This is a genomic window from Amycolatopsis sp. NPDC021455 (assembly GCF_040640995.1).
Classification (GTDB): domain Bacteria; phylum Actinomycetota; class Actinomycetes; order Mycobacteriales; family Pseudonocardiaceae; genus Amycolatopsis.
Genome location: NZ_JBFACT010000009.1, coordinates 183,705 through 201,027 on the forward strand (window position 1 = coordinate 183,705; position 17,323 = coordinate 201,027).

At 71.0% G+C, this 17,323-nt stretch carries 13 protein-coding genes; 8 read left to right on the forward strand and 5 right to left on the reverse strand.

Annotated elements, in window-relative coordinates; translation table 11 throughout:
• Window positions 1–105 precede the first annotated feature (105 nt).
• The 4 genes from AB0G28_RS15250 to AB0G28_RS15265 all read left to right on the forward strand — a co-directional run bounded on the left by AB0G28_RS15250 (window position 106) and on the right by AB0G28_RS15265 (window position 6,570).
• Complete coding sequence (locus AB0G28_RS15250; protein ID WP_361088524.1) at window positions 106–1,167, forward strand: ABC transporter ATP-binding protein; 1,062 nt, start codon at window positions 106–108, stop codon at window positions 1,165–1,167.
• Window positions 1,167–2,054, forward strand: coding sequence for an ABC transporter permease subunit (locus AB0G28_RS15255; protein WP_361088527.1), 888 nt, complete (start codon window positions 1,167–1,169; stop codon window positions 2,052–2,054). The genes AB0G28_RS15250 and AB0G28_RS15255 overlap by 1 nt, the downstream gene beginning before the upstream one ends.
• Before the next feature lie 108 nt (window positions 2,055–2,162).
• A complete protein-coding gene (locus AB0G28_RS15260) occupies window positions 2,163–5,909 on the forward strand; it encodes an ABC transporter ATP-binding protein (protein ID WP_361088530.1) in 3,747 nt (1,248 codons plus the stop codon).
• A 181-nt stretch (window positions 5,910–6,090) separates the two neighbouring features.
• Window positions 6,091–6,570, forward strand: a complete 480-nt coding sequence (locus AB0G28_RS15265) for a DUF4291 family protein (RefSeq protein WP_361088533.1) — start codon at window positions 6,091–6,093, stop codon at window positions 6,568–6,570.
• Here the strand turns inward: AB0G28_RS15265 and AB0G28_RS15270 are convergent.
• Window positions 6,567–6,839 carry a hypothetical protein gene (locus AB0G28_RS15270; RefSeq protein ID WP_361088536.1) on the reverse strand — a complete coding sequence of 91 codons (273 nt, stop codon included), beginning with the start codon at window positions 6,837–6,839 and terminating at the stop codon, window positions 6,567–6,569. The genes AB0G28_RS15265 and AB0G28_RS15270 overlap by 4 nt on opposite strands.
• 258 nt (window positions 6,840–7,097) lie before the next feature.
• On the opposite strand from AB0G28_RS15270, the gene AB0G28_RS15275 reads away from it, so the two are divergent.
• The 3 genes from AB0G28_RS15275 to AB0G28_RS15285 all read left to right on the forward strand — a co-directional run bounded on the left by AB0G28_RS15275 (window position 7,098) and on the right by AB0G28_RS15285 (window position 12,459).
• Complete coding sequence (locus tag AB0G28_RS15275; RefSeq protein ID WP_361088539.1) at window positions 7,098–10,793, forward strand: multifunctional oxoglutarate decarboxylase/oxoglutarate dehydrogenase thiamine pyrophosphate-binding subunit/dihydrolipoyllysine-residue succinyltransferase subunit; 3,696 nt, start codon at window positions 7,098–7,100, stop codon at window positions 10,791–10,793.
• Between the two features lie 152 nt (window positions 10,794–10,945).
• Entirely contained in the window at window positions 10,946–11,464 is a 519-nt protein-coding gene (locus AB0G28_RS15280) for an N-acetyltransferase (protein ID WP_361088542.1), read from the forward strand.
• A gap of 14 nt (window positions 11,465–11,478) precedes the next feature.
• Entirely contained in the window at window positions 11,479–12,459 is a 981-nt protein-coding gene (locus AB0G28_RS15285) for an LLM class flavin-dependent oxidoreductase (protein WP_361088545.1), read from the forward strand.
• On the opposite strand, the gene AB0G28_RS15290 is transcribed toward AB0G28_RS15285, so the two are convergent.
• The 4 genes from AB0G28_RS15290 to AB0G28_RS15305 are packed head-to-tail and all read right to left on the reverse strand — an operon-like array spanning window position 12,456 to window position 15,761.
• The gene (locus AB0G28_RS15290) at window positions 12,456–13,334 is read right to left on the reverse strand and encodes an ABC transporter substrate-binding protein (RefSeq protein WP_361088547.1); all 879 of its coding nucleotides are present in this window, start codon (window positions 13,332–13,334) and stop codon (window positions 12,456–12,458) included. The genes AB0G28_RS15285 and AB0G28_RS15290 overlap by 4 nt on opposite strands.
• Window positions 13,331–14,014: an ABC transporter permease subunit gene (locus AB0G28_RS15295; RefSeq protein ID WP_361088549.1), complete on the reverse strand. Its 684-nt coding sequence runs from the start codon at window positions 14,012–14,014 to the stop codon at window positions 13,331–13,333. The genes AB0G28_RS15290 and AB0G28_RS15295 overlap by 4 nt, the downstream gene beginning before the upstream one ends.
• The gene (locus AB0G28_RS15300; RefSeq protein ID WP_361088551.1) at window positions 14,011–14,679 is read right to left on the reverse strand and encodes an ABC transporter permease subunit; all 669 of its coding nucleotides are present in this window, start codon (window positions 14,677–14,679) and stop codon (window positions 14,011–14,013) included. Before AB0G28_RS15300 ends, AB0G28_RS15295 begins: the two co-directional genes overlap by 4 nt.
• Window positions 14,676–15,761 carry an ATP-binding cassette domain-containing protein gene (locus tag AB0G28_RS15305; protein WP_361088553.1) on the reverse strand — a complete coding sequence of 362 codons (1,086 nt, stop codon included), beginning with the start codon at window positions 15,759–15,761 and terminating at the stop codon, window positions 14,676–14,678. Before AB0G28_RS15305 ends, AB0G28_RS15300 begins: the two co-directional genes overlap by 4 nt.
• A gap of 92 nt (window positions 15,762–15,853) precedes the next feature.
• On the opposite strand from AB0G28_RS15305, the gene AB0G28_RS15310 reads away from it, so the two are divergent.
• A complete protein-coding gene (locus AB0G28_RS15310; protein WP_361088555.1) occupies window positions 15,854–17,266 on the forward strand; it encodes a bis-aminopropyl spermidine synthase family protein in 1,413 nt (470 codons plus the stop codon).
• The last annotated feature ends 57 nt before the right edge of the window (window positions 17,267–17,323 follow it).

Below are 17,323 nucleotides of genomic sequence, written 5' to 3' on the forward strand. Positions count from 1 at the left end.
AAAGTGACGAAGGTCGCTCTGCGCGGGTTCGCGCGTTCCGTGCGCGCGTCCGGCGCCGGTAGGGCAGGATGACGCCGCATCAAGCGGGGAACGTTAGGGGACGGTATGCACGACGGCAGTGGCCGGATTGTGGTGCAGAACCTGAGCAAGCAGTTCGGCGCGGTGAACGCGGTGCAGAACCTCAGCTTCACGGTGGAGCCGGGTTCGGTGACGGGCTTCCTGGGGCCGAACGGCGCCGGCAAGACGACGACGTTGCGCATGCTGCTCGGGCTGGTGACGCCCACGTCGGGGATGGCGACGATCAACGGCCGTCCGCACTCGCAGCTGGGGAACCCGGCGCGGGTGGTCGGCTCGGTGCTCGAGAACGAGGGGTTCCACCCGAGCCGGACCGCGCGCAACCACCTCCGGGTGTACGCCGCGGCCATCGGGGTGCCGGACCGGCGGGCGGACGAGGTGCTCGGCCTGGTGGGCCTGGGCAGCGCCGCGGACCGGAAGGCGGGCGGCTTCTCGCTCGGCATGCGGCAGCGGCTGGCGCTCGCGACGGCGTTGCTCGGTGACCCGCAGGTGCTGGTGCTCGACGAGCCGACGAACGGCCTCGATCCGGAGGGCATCCTGTGGCTGCGCAACTTCCTCCGGTCGTACGCCCGTGAGCAGGGCCGGACGGTCCTGGTGTCGAGCCACCTGCTCAACGAGGTCGAGCAGCTGATCGACCAGGTCGTGATCATCAGCCAGGGCGTCACGCGGTACTACGGGCCGCTGGAGCAGCTGCGCCGGAGCCAGCAGTCGCGGGTGCTGGTGCAGCCGGCGGACCCGTCGGCGCTGGTGAAGGCGTTGCAGGAGAACGGCATCACCGGGGTTTCGCCGACGCCGGACGGCCGCGTCTCGGTCGCCGGCTCGAGCGTCCAGCAGATCGGTGACATCGCCGCGAAGGCCGGGATCGCGGTCTACGGGATGCAGGAGGACCACGCCGACCTGGAGCGGATGTTCTTCCAGCTGACGCAGGGTCAGTACACCGGCGCGCCGGGCCAGCCGCCGCCGGGTTACCCGCCGCAGCCGCAGTACCAGGGCCCGCCGCCCGGCTATCCGCCGCAGCAGCACTACCAGCAGGGCCCGCCGCCGGGTCCGCAGCAGCACCAGCAGCAGTACTGGGGAGGTCCGCAGCAGTGATGGGGAACCTGATCAAGGCGGAGTTCCGCAAGACGCTCTCGCTGAACACGTGGTGGGTGCTGCTGATCCCGCTGGTGCTGGTGGCGTTCTGGCTGACCTTCGCGTGGGGCAGCCTGACGAACAACTTCGCGGACTTCCTGGGCAGCGGCGACGCCAAGCAGGTCAGCGAATCGATCGGCCTCGACCCCGACAAGATCCCGGTGGGGCTGCTGGCGCTGGCGCACGGCGTCAACATCGCGCAGCTCGTCCCGGCGCTGTTCGGTGTCTTCGCCCTGGCCGGCGAGTACCGCAGCAAGACGATCACGACGACGTTCCTCACCGCGCCGAACCGGATCTCGGCGCTGACCGCGAAGATGCTCACGTACGTCGTGTGGGGCGCCATCTACGGCGTGGTCAGCTTCGGCGTCTCGGCGGGCGCGGTCATGGCGTCGGTCGACTCGGGCCGCTGGCCGTCCGCGGGCCAGTGGCTGGCCGCGCTCGGCGGGACGGTGCTGGCCGGGGTGCTGGTGACGTTGTTCGGCATCGGGTTCGGCGCGGTGCTGCGCAGCGTGCCGCTGGCCGTGGTGCTGCTGCTGGTGTGGTTCCTGATCGTGGAAAACGTCCTGGTGATCGCGTTCTGGGGCTGGGCCGACGTCCGCATCCTGGGCGGGATCCTGCCGAACGGGACCGCGAACGGGATCGTCGGCGGCATCGCGGCGGACGCCTTCGGGTTCAACTCGCTCGCCCTGCCGGCCAGCGTCAGCTCGGGTTCGCAGCTGGTGCTGCAGCTGACGGCGGGCGCGCCCGGCGTCCTCTCGTGGTGGGCTTCGGCGCTGATCTTCCTCGCGTGGACGATGCTCTTCTTCGGCCTCGGCTGGGCGGGCAACCAGAAGCGCGACATCACGTAGTTCCGCGGTGGTCCGTGAAGGCCTCCTTACCGGCTCTTATGGCCGGTAAGGAGGCCTTCACGGCATTCGAGGAAATATTTTGTCGGTGGTGGCGCTTACTGTCACAACGTGACTGTCACCGCGCCTCGCTCCCGTCAAGAGCTCCCACGCGCCGAGACAGCCGGCTGGATCCGCCGGCTGTCGGCCGCGGCGTGGGAGCACCGCGTGCTCGTCGTGCTGTCACTGGTCGCCGCCACGCTCAGCGTCGGCGTGCAGGCCGTGAGCCCGCTGCTGGTGCGCACGGCGGTGGACGACGCGGTGGCGGGGCAGACCGGCGGGCTGCCCGGTATCGCCGTCTTCCTGATCACGCTGCAGCTCGTCGCCTTCGGCACCGCGTTCGTGCGGCGTTACGTCGGCGGGAAGCTCGCCCTCGACGTCCAGCACGACCTGCGGCAGCGTGTGTTCAACGCCGTTTCGCGGCTGGACGGCGGAAAGCAGGACGCGCTGCGCACCGGCCAGGTCGCCTCGCGCGCGATCTCCGACCTGCAGCTGGTCACCGGCATCCTGATGCAGGTCCCGCTGTCGTTCGGCTCGGTCGTCTTCGCGGTGCTCTCCTTCGGCGCGATGCTGTGGCTGTCCCCGGTGCTGACGTTGATCGCGCTGGTCGTTACACCCGCGGTCGGCATCATCGTGACGCGCAGCCGCAAGCGGCTCTTCCCGGCGACGTGGTCGGCGCAGCAGCGCGCGGCGGACGTCGCGCAGCAGGTCGAGGAGACCGTCACCGGCGTCCGGGTGGTCAAGGGGTTCGGTCAGGAGACGCGGGAAGTCTCGAAGCTGGAAGGCACCGCGCGCAAGTTGTTCGCGGAGCGGCTTCGCGCGGCGAAGCTCGCGGCGGTCCCGACGGCGACCACCGCCTCCCTGCCCGCCGCCGGCCAGGTCGCCGTGCTCGGCATCGGCGGCGTCCTCGCGCTGAACGGGTCCATCACCCTCGGCACGTTCCTGGCTTTCGCGACCTACCTCGCCACGCTGATCGGCCCGGCCCGGATGCTGTCCGGCCTGGTCGTGCAGGCCCAGCTCACCCGCGCGGGCGCGGAGCGGGTGTACGAGCTGATCGACGCGCAGCCCGAGGTCGTCGACGCGCCGGACGCGCGGCCGCTGCCGGACGGCCCGCTCGGCGTCGAGCTCGACGGCGTCCGGTTCGGCTACACACGCAGCGAACCGGTACTGGACGGGCTTTCGGTCACCGCGAACCCGGGCGAAACCCTCGCGCTGGTCGGCACCGCGGGCTCCGGGAAGTCGACGATCTCGTTGCTGCTGCCCCGGTTCTACGACGTCCACGCGGGCGCGGTGCGGGTCGGCGGCCTCGACGTCCGCGACGTCCCGTTGCGGCAGCTGCGGCAGGCGATCGGCGTGGTGTTCGAGGAGGCGTTCCTGTTCTCCTCGTCGATCCGCGACAACATCGCCTACGGCCGCCCGGACGCGAGCGACGAAGAAGTCGTCGCGGCGGCCAGGGCGGCGGAGGCGGACGGCTTCATCCGCGCGCTGCCGGACGGCTACGACACGCTGGTCGGCGAGCGCGGGCTCACGCTCTCGGGCGGCCAGCGGCAGCGGCTCGGGCTGGCCAGGGCGCTGATCACCGACCCCCGGCTGCTCGTCCTCGACGACGCGACGTCGGCCATCGACACCGTCACCGAGGCGGCGATCCACGACACGCTGCGGTCGGTCACCGCGACCCGGACCACCCTGCTGATCGCGCACCGGCGTTCCACCCTGGCGCTGGCCGACCGGATCGCGGTGCTCGACGAAGGCCGCGTCGTCGACGTCGGCACCGAGGCCGAGCTGATGGCGCGGTGCCCGCTGTTCCGCGAGCTGGTGGCGGGCCCGGGCGACGACGTCGAGGAAAAGCACCGCTGCGAAGGCTTGGACTGCGGCCAGGACGGGGTCACGCCGTCGCTGTGGCCGCGGGACGAGAGCCGCGACGAAGTCGACGCCCTGGCCGAAGCCGCGCGAATGCGCAGCGGTGACACGAACAGCAGCGGATTCGTCGGCGGAGGCGGCGGCCTCGACGTCCCGCCGACGCCGGAGCTGATCGAAGGCGTGCGCAAGCTCCCGCCGGCCGTCGACGAGCCGCGGCTGCCCGGCGCGGACGTCACCGCACCCGACCCGAAGTTCCGGCTGGCCGGGCTGCTGCGGCCGGTCCGCTGGCCGTTGGCCGTGGTGATCGCGCTGGTGGCGGCGGACGCGCTGGCGTCGATCGCGCTGCCGGGGCTGTACCAGTTCGGCGTCGACCACGGCGTCCGCACGGGTATCGAGTGGATGATCTGGCTGGCCGCTGGGATCGGTGCCGCGGTGATCGCGGCCGACTGGCTGGTGGTCTTCGCGCAGACGCGGCTGACCTCGAGGGTGGGCGAGACGGTGCTGTACGCGCTGCGCGTCCGCAGCTACGCGCACCTGCAACGGCTCGGGCTCGACTACTACGAGCGGGAGCTGTCCGGGAAGATCATGACCCGGATGACGACGGACGTCGACGCGCTCTCGACGTTCCTGCAGACCGGGCTCGCCACCGCGGTGGTCAGCGCGCTGACGCTGGCCGGGATCACCGCCGCGCTGCTGGTCACCGACGCCGGGCTGGCGCTGTACGCGCTGGCGATGGTGCCGGTCCTGGCGGTGGCCACGGTCATCTTCCGGCGGTCGGCGTCGAAGGCGTACAACGAGGCCCGCGAACGGGTCAGCGTCGTGAACGCGGACATGCAGGAGAACGTCAGCGGGTTGCGCGTCGCACAGGCGTACACGCGCGAAGACCGCTCCGCGGAAGCGTTCGCTTCGCGCAGCGACGACTACCGGCGCTCGCGGCTGCGGGCCCAGCGGTACGTCGCGACCTACTTCCCGCTCGTGGCGCTGCTGTCGGACCTGGCGACGACGACGGTGCTGGTGGCGGGTGCGAACCGCGTCTCGGCGGGCACGCTGTCGGCCGGTGTGCTGCTCGCGTTCCTGCTGTACCTGCAGCAGTTCTTCTCGCCGATCCAGCAGCTGTCGGCGGTGTTCGACGGCTACCAGCAGGCGCGCGTCGGCCTGAACCGCATCGGCGACCTGCTGCGGACGCCGACGTCGGTGCCGGCGGCCGAGCAGCCGGTGGCGGTGCCCGAGCGGCTGCGTGGCGAAGTTTCGTTCAAGGAGGTCGACTTCGCCTACACCGGCGCCGAGACGAAGGCGCTGGAGCAGTTCTCGCTGGACGTCGCGGCCGGGGAGACGATCGCGCTGGTCGGCGCGACCGGCGCGGGGAAGTCGACGGCGGTGAAGCTGGTGGCGCGCTTCTACGACGTCACCGGCGGCGAGGTCCGGATCGACGGCACGGACGTCCGCGAGTACGAGCTGGCCGGGGTGCGGCGCCGGATGGGCGTGGTGCCGCAGGAGGCGCACCTGTTCTCGGGCACGGTGGCCGACAACGTCCGCTACGGCCGCCCGTCGGCTTCCGACGCGGAGGTCGAGGCGGCGGTCCGCGCGGTGGGCGCGCTCGACGGCGTCGCGGCCCTGCCCTCGGGCTTCCTGCAGCCGGTGGGCGAGCGCGGCCGGTCGCTGTCGGCGGGCCAGCGTCAGCTGGTGGCGCTGGCCCGGGCGGAGCTGGTGGACCCGGACGTGTTGCTGCTCGACGAGGCGACGGCGGCCCTGGACCCGTCGACGGAGGCGGCGGTCCTCCGCGCGACGGAGACGGTGGCCCGCCGCCGCACGACGTTCGTGGTCGCCCACCGCCTCGCGACGGCGGCCCGCGCGGACCGCATCGTGGTCCTGGACCACGGCCGCATAGTGGAGACGGGAACCCACGAGGAGCTCCTGGCCGCAAACGGCCACTACGCCCGCCTCTGGTCCCTCGGCTGACGTGCAGGAAGGGTCGACACGCGTGATTGAGCAGTCGACACGCGTGTTCGGAGGGTCAACACGCCCGAACAAACCCGGCTTCGCCGTGTCGACCCTCCAATCACGCGAGCTGACCCTCCAATCACGTGTGTTGACCCTTCGATCACGCGAGCCGAGGCCCGAAGGGCCGAAACCTGGGAGCATGGCGGGCATGTTCGAGGAGAAGCGGGTGCCTGACCGGCAGGTCCGGGCGGCGCAGACGGGGAACACCGTCCGGGTCTACCTGTCCTGCTCGCCCGCCGTCGCCGATGCCGCTCTCGAGAAGCAGACCTTCGGGCGGGGCGAGACGGTGCAGTTCACGCCGTCGTTCCGCCTGGCGGCCTTCGAGAGCGACAACGGCCGCAAGCCGGGGCACGAGCACGTCCTGGCCGTCGACCTCACCCGTGAAGGCTTCGGGCGAGCCCTCCAGGGGCACGTCGAGTGGGTGCCGGAGCGAGATCTCGACCACACACCGCTGAACTTCCAGGCGATCCGGATCGGCGGCGAGCTCGCCGAGGAGTGGATCACCGGCATCACCGACGTCACACCGGTGATGCGCGACATAGCCGGACTCCTGGCCACCGACCAGCTGCACCTGGCCGTCAAGCTCGTCCCCCACGAGCCGCCGTACGAGCTGGGCTAAGGCAGCGCCCGCCACTTCAGCGAGCCCATCCCGGCCGCCTCGACGTCCGGCCGGGACGCCCACCGGACCGTGCCCGGCCGGACGTGCACCCCGGCGCCGACCAGCCAGTCCGGCTCATCGGGCTCGACCCACTCCATCTCCTCGAAGTCGGCCAGCGTCGGCCAGACGGCGGAGCACGAGTCGCACCGCAGCACGACCGCGCCGGACTCGGTGACCAGCGGCCGCACCAGGCCCTGGTCCCAGAACGAAGGACATTCGACCAGCCACATCGTCCCAGGAGAACCCGGCGCGGTGAACGCCCGTGAGCCACGACGCGAACCGGACGACAAGAGCCCGGAAACCCTGTACCGGGTCCAGCGCTTAAGGTTCCCTTAGCACATCTTGATCGAGTCAGTGACCGATACCCTAGTGCGCCACGCCTCACACAGGCCGGTTCCATCACATCGCGGTCACCGAGGGGGTTAGCCTGGTAGGCGCATCAGCGGATTCAAGATCGAGATCGAGACGGATAGAGGCGAGCCCCAGCCGTGTCCAGCAGCAGCCCTGCGTCACAGTTCGGCCCCAACGAGTGGCTGGTCGAAGAGATGTACGACCAGTTCCTCGCCGACCCTTCCTCAGTCGATGCCGCTTGGCACGACTTCTTCGCGGACTTCAAGCCGACGCAGAACGCGCAGGCCAAGGCGGACAACGCCCGGCAGCAGCAGGCCGACGCCAAGCCGTCCACCAACGGCCAGGCGGCGCAGCCCTCGGCCACGGCCGTGCGGAACGCGGAGTCGGCGGCCAAGCAGTCGGCCACCAAGCCGGCCCCCGCGAAGCCGGCGCCCAAGCCCGCCGCGAAGGCCGCGCCCAAGGCGGAGCCGAAGGCCGACGCGAAGAAGGAAGAGCCGGAGTCGAAGCAGTTGCGCGGCGCCGCGGCGGCCATCGCCAAGAACATGGACGCCTCGCTGAGCGTCCCCACCGCGACCAGCGTGCGCGCGGTCCCGGCCAAGCTGATGGCGGACAACCGCATCGTCATCAACAACCACCTCAAGCGCACCCGCGGCGGCAAGATCTCGTTCACGCACCTCATCGGCTACGCGATGGTGCGGGCGCTGAAGAGCTTCCCGAACATGAACCGGCACTACCAGCTGATCGACGGGAAGCCGTTCGCGGTCACGCCGGAGCACGTCAACTTCGGCCTCGCGATCGACATGAAGGGCAAGGACGGCTCGCGCAACCTCGTCGTCGCCTCGATCAAGGGCGTCGAGGACATGACGTTCCTGCAGTTCTGGCAGGCCTACGAGGACATCGTCAAGAAGGCCCGCAACAACAAGCTGACGGCCGACGACTTCTCCGGCACCACGATCTCGCTGACGAACCCGGGCGGCATCGGCACCAACCACTCGGTGCCGCGTCTGCAGGCCGGCCAGGGCGCCATCATCGGCGTCGGCGCCATGCAGTACCCCGCCGCCTTCGAGGGCACCAGTGAAAAGACCCTGGTCGACCTCGGCATCAGCAAGATCATGACGCTGACCTCGACCTACGACCACCGCATCATCCAGGGCGCGGAGTCGGGCGAGTTCCTCAAGCGCATCCACGAGCTGCTGCTCGGCGAGGACGGCTTCTACGACGACGTCTTCACCAGCCTGCGCCTGCCGTACGAGCCGATCCGCTGGGTCGCCGACATCCCGGACGGCCCGGTCGACAAGACCGCCCGCGTGATCGAGCTGATCGACGCGTTCCGGATGCGCGGCCACCTGATGGCCGACACCGACCCGCTGAACTACCGCCAGCGCAGCCACGCCGACCTGGACGTCCTGTCCCACGGCCTCACCCTGTGGGACCTCGACCGCGAGTTCCCGGTCGGCGGCTTCGCCGGCCAGGAGCGGATGAAGCTGCGCGACATCCTGGGCGTGCTGCGCAACTCGTACTGCCGCACGGTCGGCATCGAGTACACCCACATCCTCGACCCCGAGGAGCGCCGCTGGATCCAGGAGCGCGTCGAGATCCCGCACGAGAAGCCGGACCCCGCGGTCCAGAAGTACGTGCTCTCGAAGCTGAACGCCGCCGAGGCGTTCGAGACGTTCCTGCAGACCAAGTACGTCGGCCAGAAGCGGTTCTCCCTCGAGGGCGGCGAGACGGCGATCCCGCTGCTCGACACCATCCTCGACAAGGCCGCCGAGCACGAGCTCGACGAGGTCGTCATCGGCATGCCGCACCGCGGCCGGCTGAACGTCCTGGCCAACATCGTCGGCAAGCCGATCAGCCAGATCTTCCAGGAGTTCGAGGGCAACCTCGACCCGGGCCAGGCGCACGGTTCCGGTGACGTGAAGTACCACCTCGGCGCCGAGGGCAAGTACTTCCGGATGTTCGGCGACGGCGAGACGAAGGTGTCGCTGACCGCGAACCCGTCCCACCTGGAGACGGTCGACCCGGTCCTCGAGGGCATCGTCCGCGCGAAGCAGGACATCCTCGACAAGGGCGGCGAGGGCTACACCGTCCTGCCGGTCCTGATGCACGGCGACGCGGCCTTCGCGGGCCAGGGCGTCGTGGCCGAGACGCTGAACCTGGCGCTGCTGCGCGGCTACCGCACCGGCGGCACCGTGCACGTCATCGTCAACAACCAGGTCGGCTTCACGACCGCGCCGGAGCACTCGCGCTCCTCGCAGTACGCCACCGACGTCGCGAAGATGATCGGCTCGCCGATCTTCCACGTGAACGGCGACGACCCGGAGGCCGCGCACTGGGTGGCCAAGCTGGCCGTCGAGTACCGGCAGGCGTTCCACAAGGACGTCGTCATCGACCTCATCTGCTACCGTCGCCGCGGCCACAACGAGGGCGACGACCCCTCGATGACGCAGCCGGCGATGTACGACATCATCGACACCAAGCGCTCGGTCCGGAAGACCTACACCGAGTCGCTGATCGGCCGCGGCGACATCTCCGTCGAGGAGGCCGAGGCCGCGCTGCGCGACTTCTCCAGCCAGCTGGAGCACGTCTTCAACGAGGTCCGCGAGCTGGAGAAGCACCCCGCGAAGGCCAGCCCCTCCGTCGAGGAGGAGCAGCAGGTGCCGGCCAAGGTGAAGACGTCGGTCGCGAACGAGGTCATCGAGCGCATCGGCGACGCGTTCGTCCAGGTGCCCGAGGGCTTCACGCCGCACCCGCGCGTCAAGCCGGTGATGGAGCGCCGCCACAAGATGTCCCGCGAGGGCGACATCGACTGGGCGTTCGGCGAGCTGCTGGCGTTCGGGTCGCTGGCGATGGAGGGCCGGCTGGTCCGGCTGTCCGGCCAGGACTCGCGGCGCGGCACGTTCACCCAGCGGCACTCGGTGTTCATCGACCGCAAGACCGGCCAGGAGTACGCGCCGCTGCAGAACCTGGCCGACGGCCAAGGCCGCGTGATGATCTACGACTCGGCGCTGTCGGAGTACGCGGCCGTCGGCTTCGAGTACGGCTACTCGGTGGCGAACTCCGAGGCGCTGGTGATGTGGGAAGCGCAGTTCGGCGACTTCGTCAACGGCGCCCAGACCGTCATCGACGAGTACATCTCCTCGGGCGAGGCCAAGTGGGGCCAGCGCTCGGACGTCGTGCTGCTGCTGCCGCACGGCCACGAGGGCCAGGGCCCGGACCACACGTCCGGCCGCATCGAGCGCTTCCTCTCGCTGTGCGCGGAGGGCTCGATGACGGTGGCGGTGCCGTCCACCCCGGCGAACTACTTCCACCTGCTGCGCCGCCACGCCCTCGACGGCATCCAGCGCCCGCTGATCGTCTTCACGCCGAAGTCGATGCTGCGCAACAAGGCCGCGACGTCGGCGGTGGAGGACTTCACCGGCGAAAGCCGCTTCATGTCCGTCATCGACGACACGACGCCGGACCCGTCGAAGATCCGCAAGGTGCTGCTGACCTCCGGGAAGCTGTACTGGGAGCTCGTCGCCGAGCGGGCGAAGCGCGAGGCCGACGACGTCGCGATCGTGCGGATCGAGCAGTACTACCCGCTGCCGAAGAAGAAGCTGGTCGCGGCGCTGGAGCGGTACACGAACGCGGCGGAGGTCGCGTGGGTGCAGGAGGAGCCGGAGAACCAAGGCGCGTGGCCGTTCTTCGGGCTCAACCTGCCGCGGAAGTTCCCGGAGCTGTTCTCGAAGCTCGAGGTCGTGTCCCGTCGCCCGATGGCCGCGCCGTCGGCCGGCTCGTCGAAGGTGCACGAGGTGGAGCAGAAGGCGCTGATCGCGAAGGCGTTCGACTGATCGCTTGAACCACGACGAAGGCCTCCTCCCGGTCCCCGGCGAGGAGGCCTTCGCCGTTCCGGGAACTGTCGGTGCCCTCCGGTAGCGTGGAAACCGGGGGCGCAGCCCAAACCGATTGCCCTCCGCCACCGCTTCACGGCAAGGTGGTGATCATGCTGATCCGCCGGGAAACACCCGCCGACCGCGCCGCGATCCACGCGGTCCACAGCGCGGCCTTCCGGCGCGAAGAGGGCGTCACGCCGGTCGAAGCGCCCCTTGTGGACGAACTCCGCGCCGAGGGTGACCTGATCGGCGCACTCTCGCTGGTGGCCGTCCACGACGGCGACATCGTCGGGCACGTCTGCTGCAGCCGGGCCCGCCTCGGCGACGACGCAAGAGCCGCCGTCGGGCTCGGCCCGCTCGGCGTGCTGCCCGAGCACCAGGCGAGCGGCGTCGGCTCCGCGTTGATGCACGCGGTCGTCGGCGCGGCGGACGCGCTCGGCTACGGCCTGGTCGTCCTGCTCGGCGAACCCGCCTACTACGAACGCTTCGGGTTCGTCACGGCGTCGGACCTGTCGATCACCGCCCCGGACCCGCAGTGGGGCCGGTACTTCCAGGCGCGGACGCTCGCCGCGTACCAACCGGCCCAGGCGGGCGCGTTCGAGTACGCGCCGGCGTTCTCCCGGATCTGAACAGGAGTCTTCGCATGTACGAACCCCGGTCGTCGGTGGGTGTCCGGATCAACCGCGAGCAGCCGCCGTCTCGGCTGATCGAGCTGGCCAAGCAGGCCGAAGACGCGGGGCTCGACGAAGTCTGGCTGGTCGAGGACTGCTTCTGGGCGGCGGGGATCGCCACGGTCGCGACGGCGCTGGCGGTGACGTCGAAGATCAAGGTGGGCATCGGGGTGTTACCGGCGGTGGCGCGCAACCCGGCGATCGCGGCGATGGAGCTCGCGGCGCTGGCCGAGGTGCACCCGGGCCGGCTGATCGGCGGCTTCGGGCACGGCGTCGCGTCGTGGATGCGGCAGATCGGGGCGTACCCGGCCTCCCCGCTGGCGGCGCTGGAGGAGACGCTGCTGGCGGTCCGGCGGCTGCTGGCGGGCGAGCGCGTCTCGATGGACGGCAAGCACGTCCGTCTGGACGAGGTCGAGCTGGTGTTCCCGCCGTCGTCGCCGCCCCCGCTGGTGGCGGGCGTCCGCCGTCCGAAGTCCCTGGCGGTCGCGGGCAGGGCGGCGGACGGGACGATCCTGGCCGAGCCGTCCCCGCCGGAGTTCGTCCGCACGGCGCTGGCAGGCATCGCGCCGGGCCGCGCGGCCGAGGGCGCACCGCCCCACCACACGGTGGTGACGTACAACTGGCTGGCCCTCGGCGACCGCGAGCGGGCGCGCCTGACGGTCGCGGAGTCGCTGAACCCCGGCTCGCGGGTGCAGGTCGAAGGCTTGCCGTTCGCCGGGGAACTGCTGTCCCTGATGGATTCGTCGTCCACAGTGGACGAACTGGCCGCGGGCCTGCGTCCGGAGTGGATCGACCGCCTGGCCATCTGCGGGGACGTCGAAACCTGCGCGGCGGCGGTCCGCGCCCTGCACGAGGCGGGCAGCGGCTCGGTGGTCCTGCTGCCGCTGCCGGAGGAGCCCCCGGAGCGTGGCATCGAGGACGCGGGCCGGGTGGCCGCGGCCCTGCGCGGCTAGGACTTGAGGTTGTTGCGGGCGAGGAAGTCCTCGGCGATGTCGAGGGGGTTGCGCTTTTCCTCGGTGAACTCGACGTTGAGCCGCGTGAGCTGATCGGTCGTCAGCACCGCCGACACCCGGTTGAGCGCGGCCGCCTCGGCCGGCGACAGCGTCCCGCGCGCCACGAGCGGCACGATGTTCTGCGCCGGGAACATGTTCTTGTCGTCGACCAGCGGCACGAACCCGTTCGCGGCGATCGTCGACGACGTGCTGAACAGGTCCGCCACCTGCACGTCGCCGGACTTCAGCGCCGCCACCGTCACCGGCCCGCCGGTGTCGGTCGTGCGGATCTCCTTGAACTCGCAGCCGTACAGGGCCTTGATCTTGTCCTTCCAGCGGCTGCTCCACTGGCCCGGCCCGCCGAACACCAGCTCGCGGCACCGCGGGCCCAGGCCGGACAACGTCCTGACGGAAGCCAGCCGCGGCCCGACGACGAGCAGGTCCTTGTCCTCGGCAGGCGCCTGGTCGAGCACTTCGAACCCGGCGGGGATCTTCTGCCGCAGCTGCGCGTAGACGTCCTGGGGTGTCGTCGCGGTGGTGTCCTTGTCGAAGTACCGCAACAGGTTCCCGCTGTAGTCGGGCACGACCGACAGCGACTTGTCCTGCAGGGCCTTGACGACGACCTCGCGGCTGCCGACCGGCGGCCGCACGGTCACGTTCGCGGCACCCGCGTTCCGCAGCGCGCCGGCGTAGATCTGGGCCAGCAAGAGGCTTTCCCCGACGTCGGACGCGCCGATGATGATGTCCCCCGTCGCGCCGCCCTCGCCGCCGCCCGCCAGGGGGTTGCCGCAGCCGGCCGCCAGCACCAGAACCACCAAGAAAACCAGCCGCTTCACGCCGTCACCTTCTTCACGGCCGCGGCGAGCCGGACGCCCCGGGGCACCAGGGCGCGGTTCAGCACCGCGAAGAGCAGGTCCAGGACGATGGCCAGCAACGTCGTCAGCAGTGCGCCCGCGATGACCTCGGAATAGTCCAAAATGGCCAGTCCGTCGAGCAGGAACCGGCCCAGGCCACCGAGTCCGACGTACGCGGCCACCGCGGCGGTCGCCACGAGCTGGAGGACGGCGTTGCGGATGCCGCCGAGCACGAGCGGCAGCGAGATCGGCACCTCGACCTGCCACAGCCGCTGCCAGCCGGTCATGCCGACGCCTTCGGCCGCGTCGACCACGCCGTGGTCGGTCGCCTGCAGGCCCGCGTACGTGCCGGCCAGGATCGACGGCACGGCCAGCACGACGAGCCCGATGATCGTCGAGGTGACACTTTCGGTGAAGAGCAGGAAGAGGAACGTGACGAGCCCGAGCGTCGGCAGCGCGCGGATGGCGTTGCCGACGCCGACCAGCGCGACGCCGCCGCGTCCGGTGTGGCCGACGAACAGTCCCAGCGGAACGGCGACGACCAGCGCGATCGCCAGCGACAGGAACGTGTAGCCGAGGTGTTCCAGCAGCCGCTGCGGCACGCCGTCCGGGCCCGACCAGTGTGCCGGGTCGCCGAACCAGCGGAAGAGGTCGGTGATCACGGCGCCCCCACCCGGGTCCACGGCGTCAGCAGGTTTCGCGAGCCCACGAGCACGAGGTCGACGACCAGCGCCAGCAGCAGCGTCAGGACGATGCCGACGACGATCGGCGAAAAGTACTCGCGCTGGAAGCCGTCGGTGAACAGCACGCCGAGCCCGCCGGTGCCGATCAGCGCGCCGACGCTGACCAGGCTGATGTTGCTGACCGACGCCACCCGCACGCCGGCCGCGAGCACCGGCACCGACAGCGGCAGTTCGACGGCGAAGAACCGGCGCAGCGGCTTGTACCCGACGGCGGTGGCGGCGGCGATCACCGGCGGCGGCACGGCGTCCAGCGCGTCGAGCACCGGGCGGACGAGCAGGGCGGTGGTGTAGATCGTCAGCGCGACGACGACGTTGACGCTGTCCAGGATCTTCGTCCCGATCAGGCCGGGGATGACGACGAACAGCGCGAGCGACGGGATCGTGTAGAGCAGGTTGGCCAGCACCATCAGCACCTGCCGGGCGGGTGCCCAGCGGCTGCCGAGCCAGCCCGCCGCGATCGCCAGCACGATCCCGATGACCAGCGGGAGCAGCGCCAGGTAAACGTGATCGCCCAGGTCACCGAGGATCTGGACGCGGTTGTTCGCGCTGCCAAGGTAGCGGCCGAGCTCGTCGAAGAAGCTCATGACACCTGAGGCGTGCCCTCGATGACGTCCAGCACCTGCCGCGCGACGACGGCGCCGAGCACCCGGTGATCCTCGTCGACGACCACGCCGAGACTCGCGGGCGACGACAGCGCGGCGTCGAGCGCGCCGCGGATCGGCGTTCCGCGGACCCAGAGCGAACCGCCGGCCACGAGGTCGTCCTCACCGAGCGGTCCGTCCACTGTGGAGTTCGGCGGCAGCCAGCCGCGGGGCTGCTTCTCGGTGTTGACCGCGAGCCGCCAGCCGTCGCTCGCCGGAACCGCCGAACCGAGCTCGACCAGCTCCAGCTCCTTGACCTCGACGCCTTCGGCGGAGAGGAAGGACAGCCCCCGGTAGCCGCGGTCCCGGCCGACGAACGACGCGACGAAGTCGTCCACCGGGTGCCGCAGGACGTCGGCCGGCGTGCCGTACTGGGCGAGCTTGCCGCCGACCCGCATCACCGCGACCTTGTCGCCGAGCCGGACGGCCTCGTCGATGTCGTGCGTGACGAACACGATCGTCTTGCCCAGCTGCGACTGCAGCCGCAGCAGCTCGTCCTGCAGGCCCTCGCGCACGATCGGGTCGACGGCGGAGAACGGCTCGTCCATCAGCAGCACCGGCGAGTCCGCGGCGAGCGCGCGGGCGACGCCGACGCGCTGCTGCTGGCCGCCGGAGAGCTGCGCCGGGTACCGCTTGCCGAGCTCGACCGGCAGGCCGATGATCTCGAGCAGCTCGGCGGCCCGCTTGCGCGCCTTCGCCTTGTCCCAGCCCGAAAGCAGCGGCACGGTGGCGATGTTGTCCAGGACCGTCCGATGTGGAAAGAGGCCGGCGTGCTGGATGACGTAGCCGATGCCGCGGCGCAGCAGGGCCGGGTCGCCCTCTGCGACGTCCCTGCCGTCCAGCAGCACCTGCCCGGCGGTCGGCTCGACCATCCGGTTGATCATCCGCAGCGACGTCGTCTTGCCGCAGCCGGACGGGCCGACGAACACGGTGATCGTGCCGTCTTCGACCGTGAGGTTCAGCTTGTCGACGGCGACCGTCCCATCCGGATACTGCTTGGTCACGTCGCGGAATTCGATGGTCACTGCCACTCCCCATGTCCCGGTGCAACCGACCGTAGCCGAGTTGACGGCGGTTGGCACGGTGTTCCGAGGGCCGGCCACTAGGCTCGGAGTCCGTGAACGCCCTCGACGACGTCCTCGCCGCGCACGGCGTCGGCGTCCGCCCGCTGTACCGCGTCCTCGACCTGCTGCGCACCGGCGACCACGACCTCGGCGAGCTGGTGCGGCTGAGCACGGCCCCGCGGCGCAGCGTGGAGGCCGTCCTCGCCGCCCTCGGCGACGACCTGGACCGCAGCGGCGACCGCCTGCGGATCTCCCCCGGCGTCGCGGCGTCGTACCTGCAGTACCACGCGCCGCGCTACGCCGACCCGCTCGACGAGGCCGTCGCGACGCACGAGCTGCTGCCGAAGGTCGCCGAGTGGGTGGCGGAGGTGCCGTCGCCGCTGGCCGCACTCGACCACGTGCAGGCCACGCCGGAAACCGTCCTGCGCCGCGCACTCTGGCTGGACGCGCAGTACGACCTCGCCTCGGCGCGCCTGCTGTTCCTCGGCGACCACGACCTGACGTCACTCGCGGTACGCGCGGTCTGCCCGTCGGCGGCGCTGACGGTCGTCGACCTGGACGAGCGCGTGCTCGCCTACCTGGACGATCGCGGCGGCCGCGAGATCCGGACCGTGCACGCGGACCTGCGCGTCGGGCTGCCACCGGCGTTGAGCGGCGGCGCGGACCTCGTGTTCAGCGACCCGCCGTACACGCCGGAAGGGATGGGGCTGTTCGCGGCGCGCGGGGTGCAGGCGCTGCGCGAGCCGAGCGAGGGACGGCTGCTGCTGGCGTACGGCTACAGCCCGCGGCACCCGGCGCTGGGCGCGCAGGTGCAGCGGTCGCTGGCGACGCTCGGGCTGACGTTCGAGGCGATCCTGCCGGGCTTCAACCGGTACTTCGGGGCGCAGGCGATCGGCAGCGCGGCGGACCTGTACGTCTGCCAGCCGACGGCGAAGGCCAAGAAGATGCGCGGCGGCAAGGCGATCTACACGCACGGGCCGCAGTCGGTGGAGGCGGCCGGCACGAAACCGGCCCTGCTGGAGAAGCTGAAGGAGATCGCGGGGGCCGGCGGCCTCGCGCTGGAGTCGCGGCCGGTGGACTGGTCGATCTCCGGCCCCGAGGGCGACGCGGTCGCGATGGACCTCTCGGCCGACCCGGGCCCGTGGCTGCTGCGGACGCTGCTGGGCACGAACGCCCGGCGGCTGGCCCTGCTGGTCCCCAACTCCCACCCCGACCTGGCGGACCAGGCGTCCCAGGAGGCGCTCGCGTCACTCGTCCGGGGGAAGTACGCGCTGCGGTACCTGCGGAGCACGCCGGACAACCGGCACGCGGTGGTCGTCGCGGAGGCGGTGGAGCACCAGGACGAGGTCCTGACCCGCGCCCACGCCCGCCTGGCGAACGTCTCCCTCGACGTCCCGCCGGACCTGGTCGACCTGCGCCTGGTCGACGTCCCCCGCCACCGCCTCCCGGACCTGCTGGACGTCTGAAAAGCCGTGAAGGCCTCCTTCCCGGCCATAAGAGCCGGGAAGGAGGCCTTCACGGAC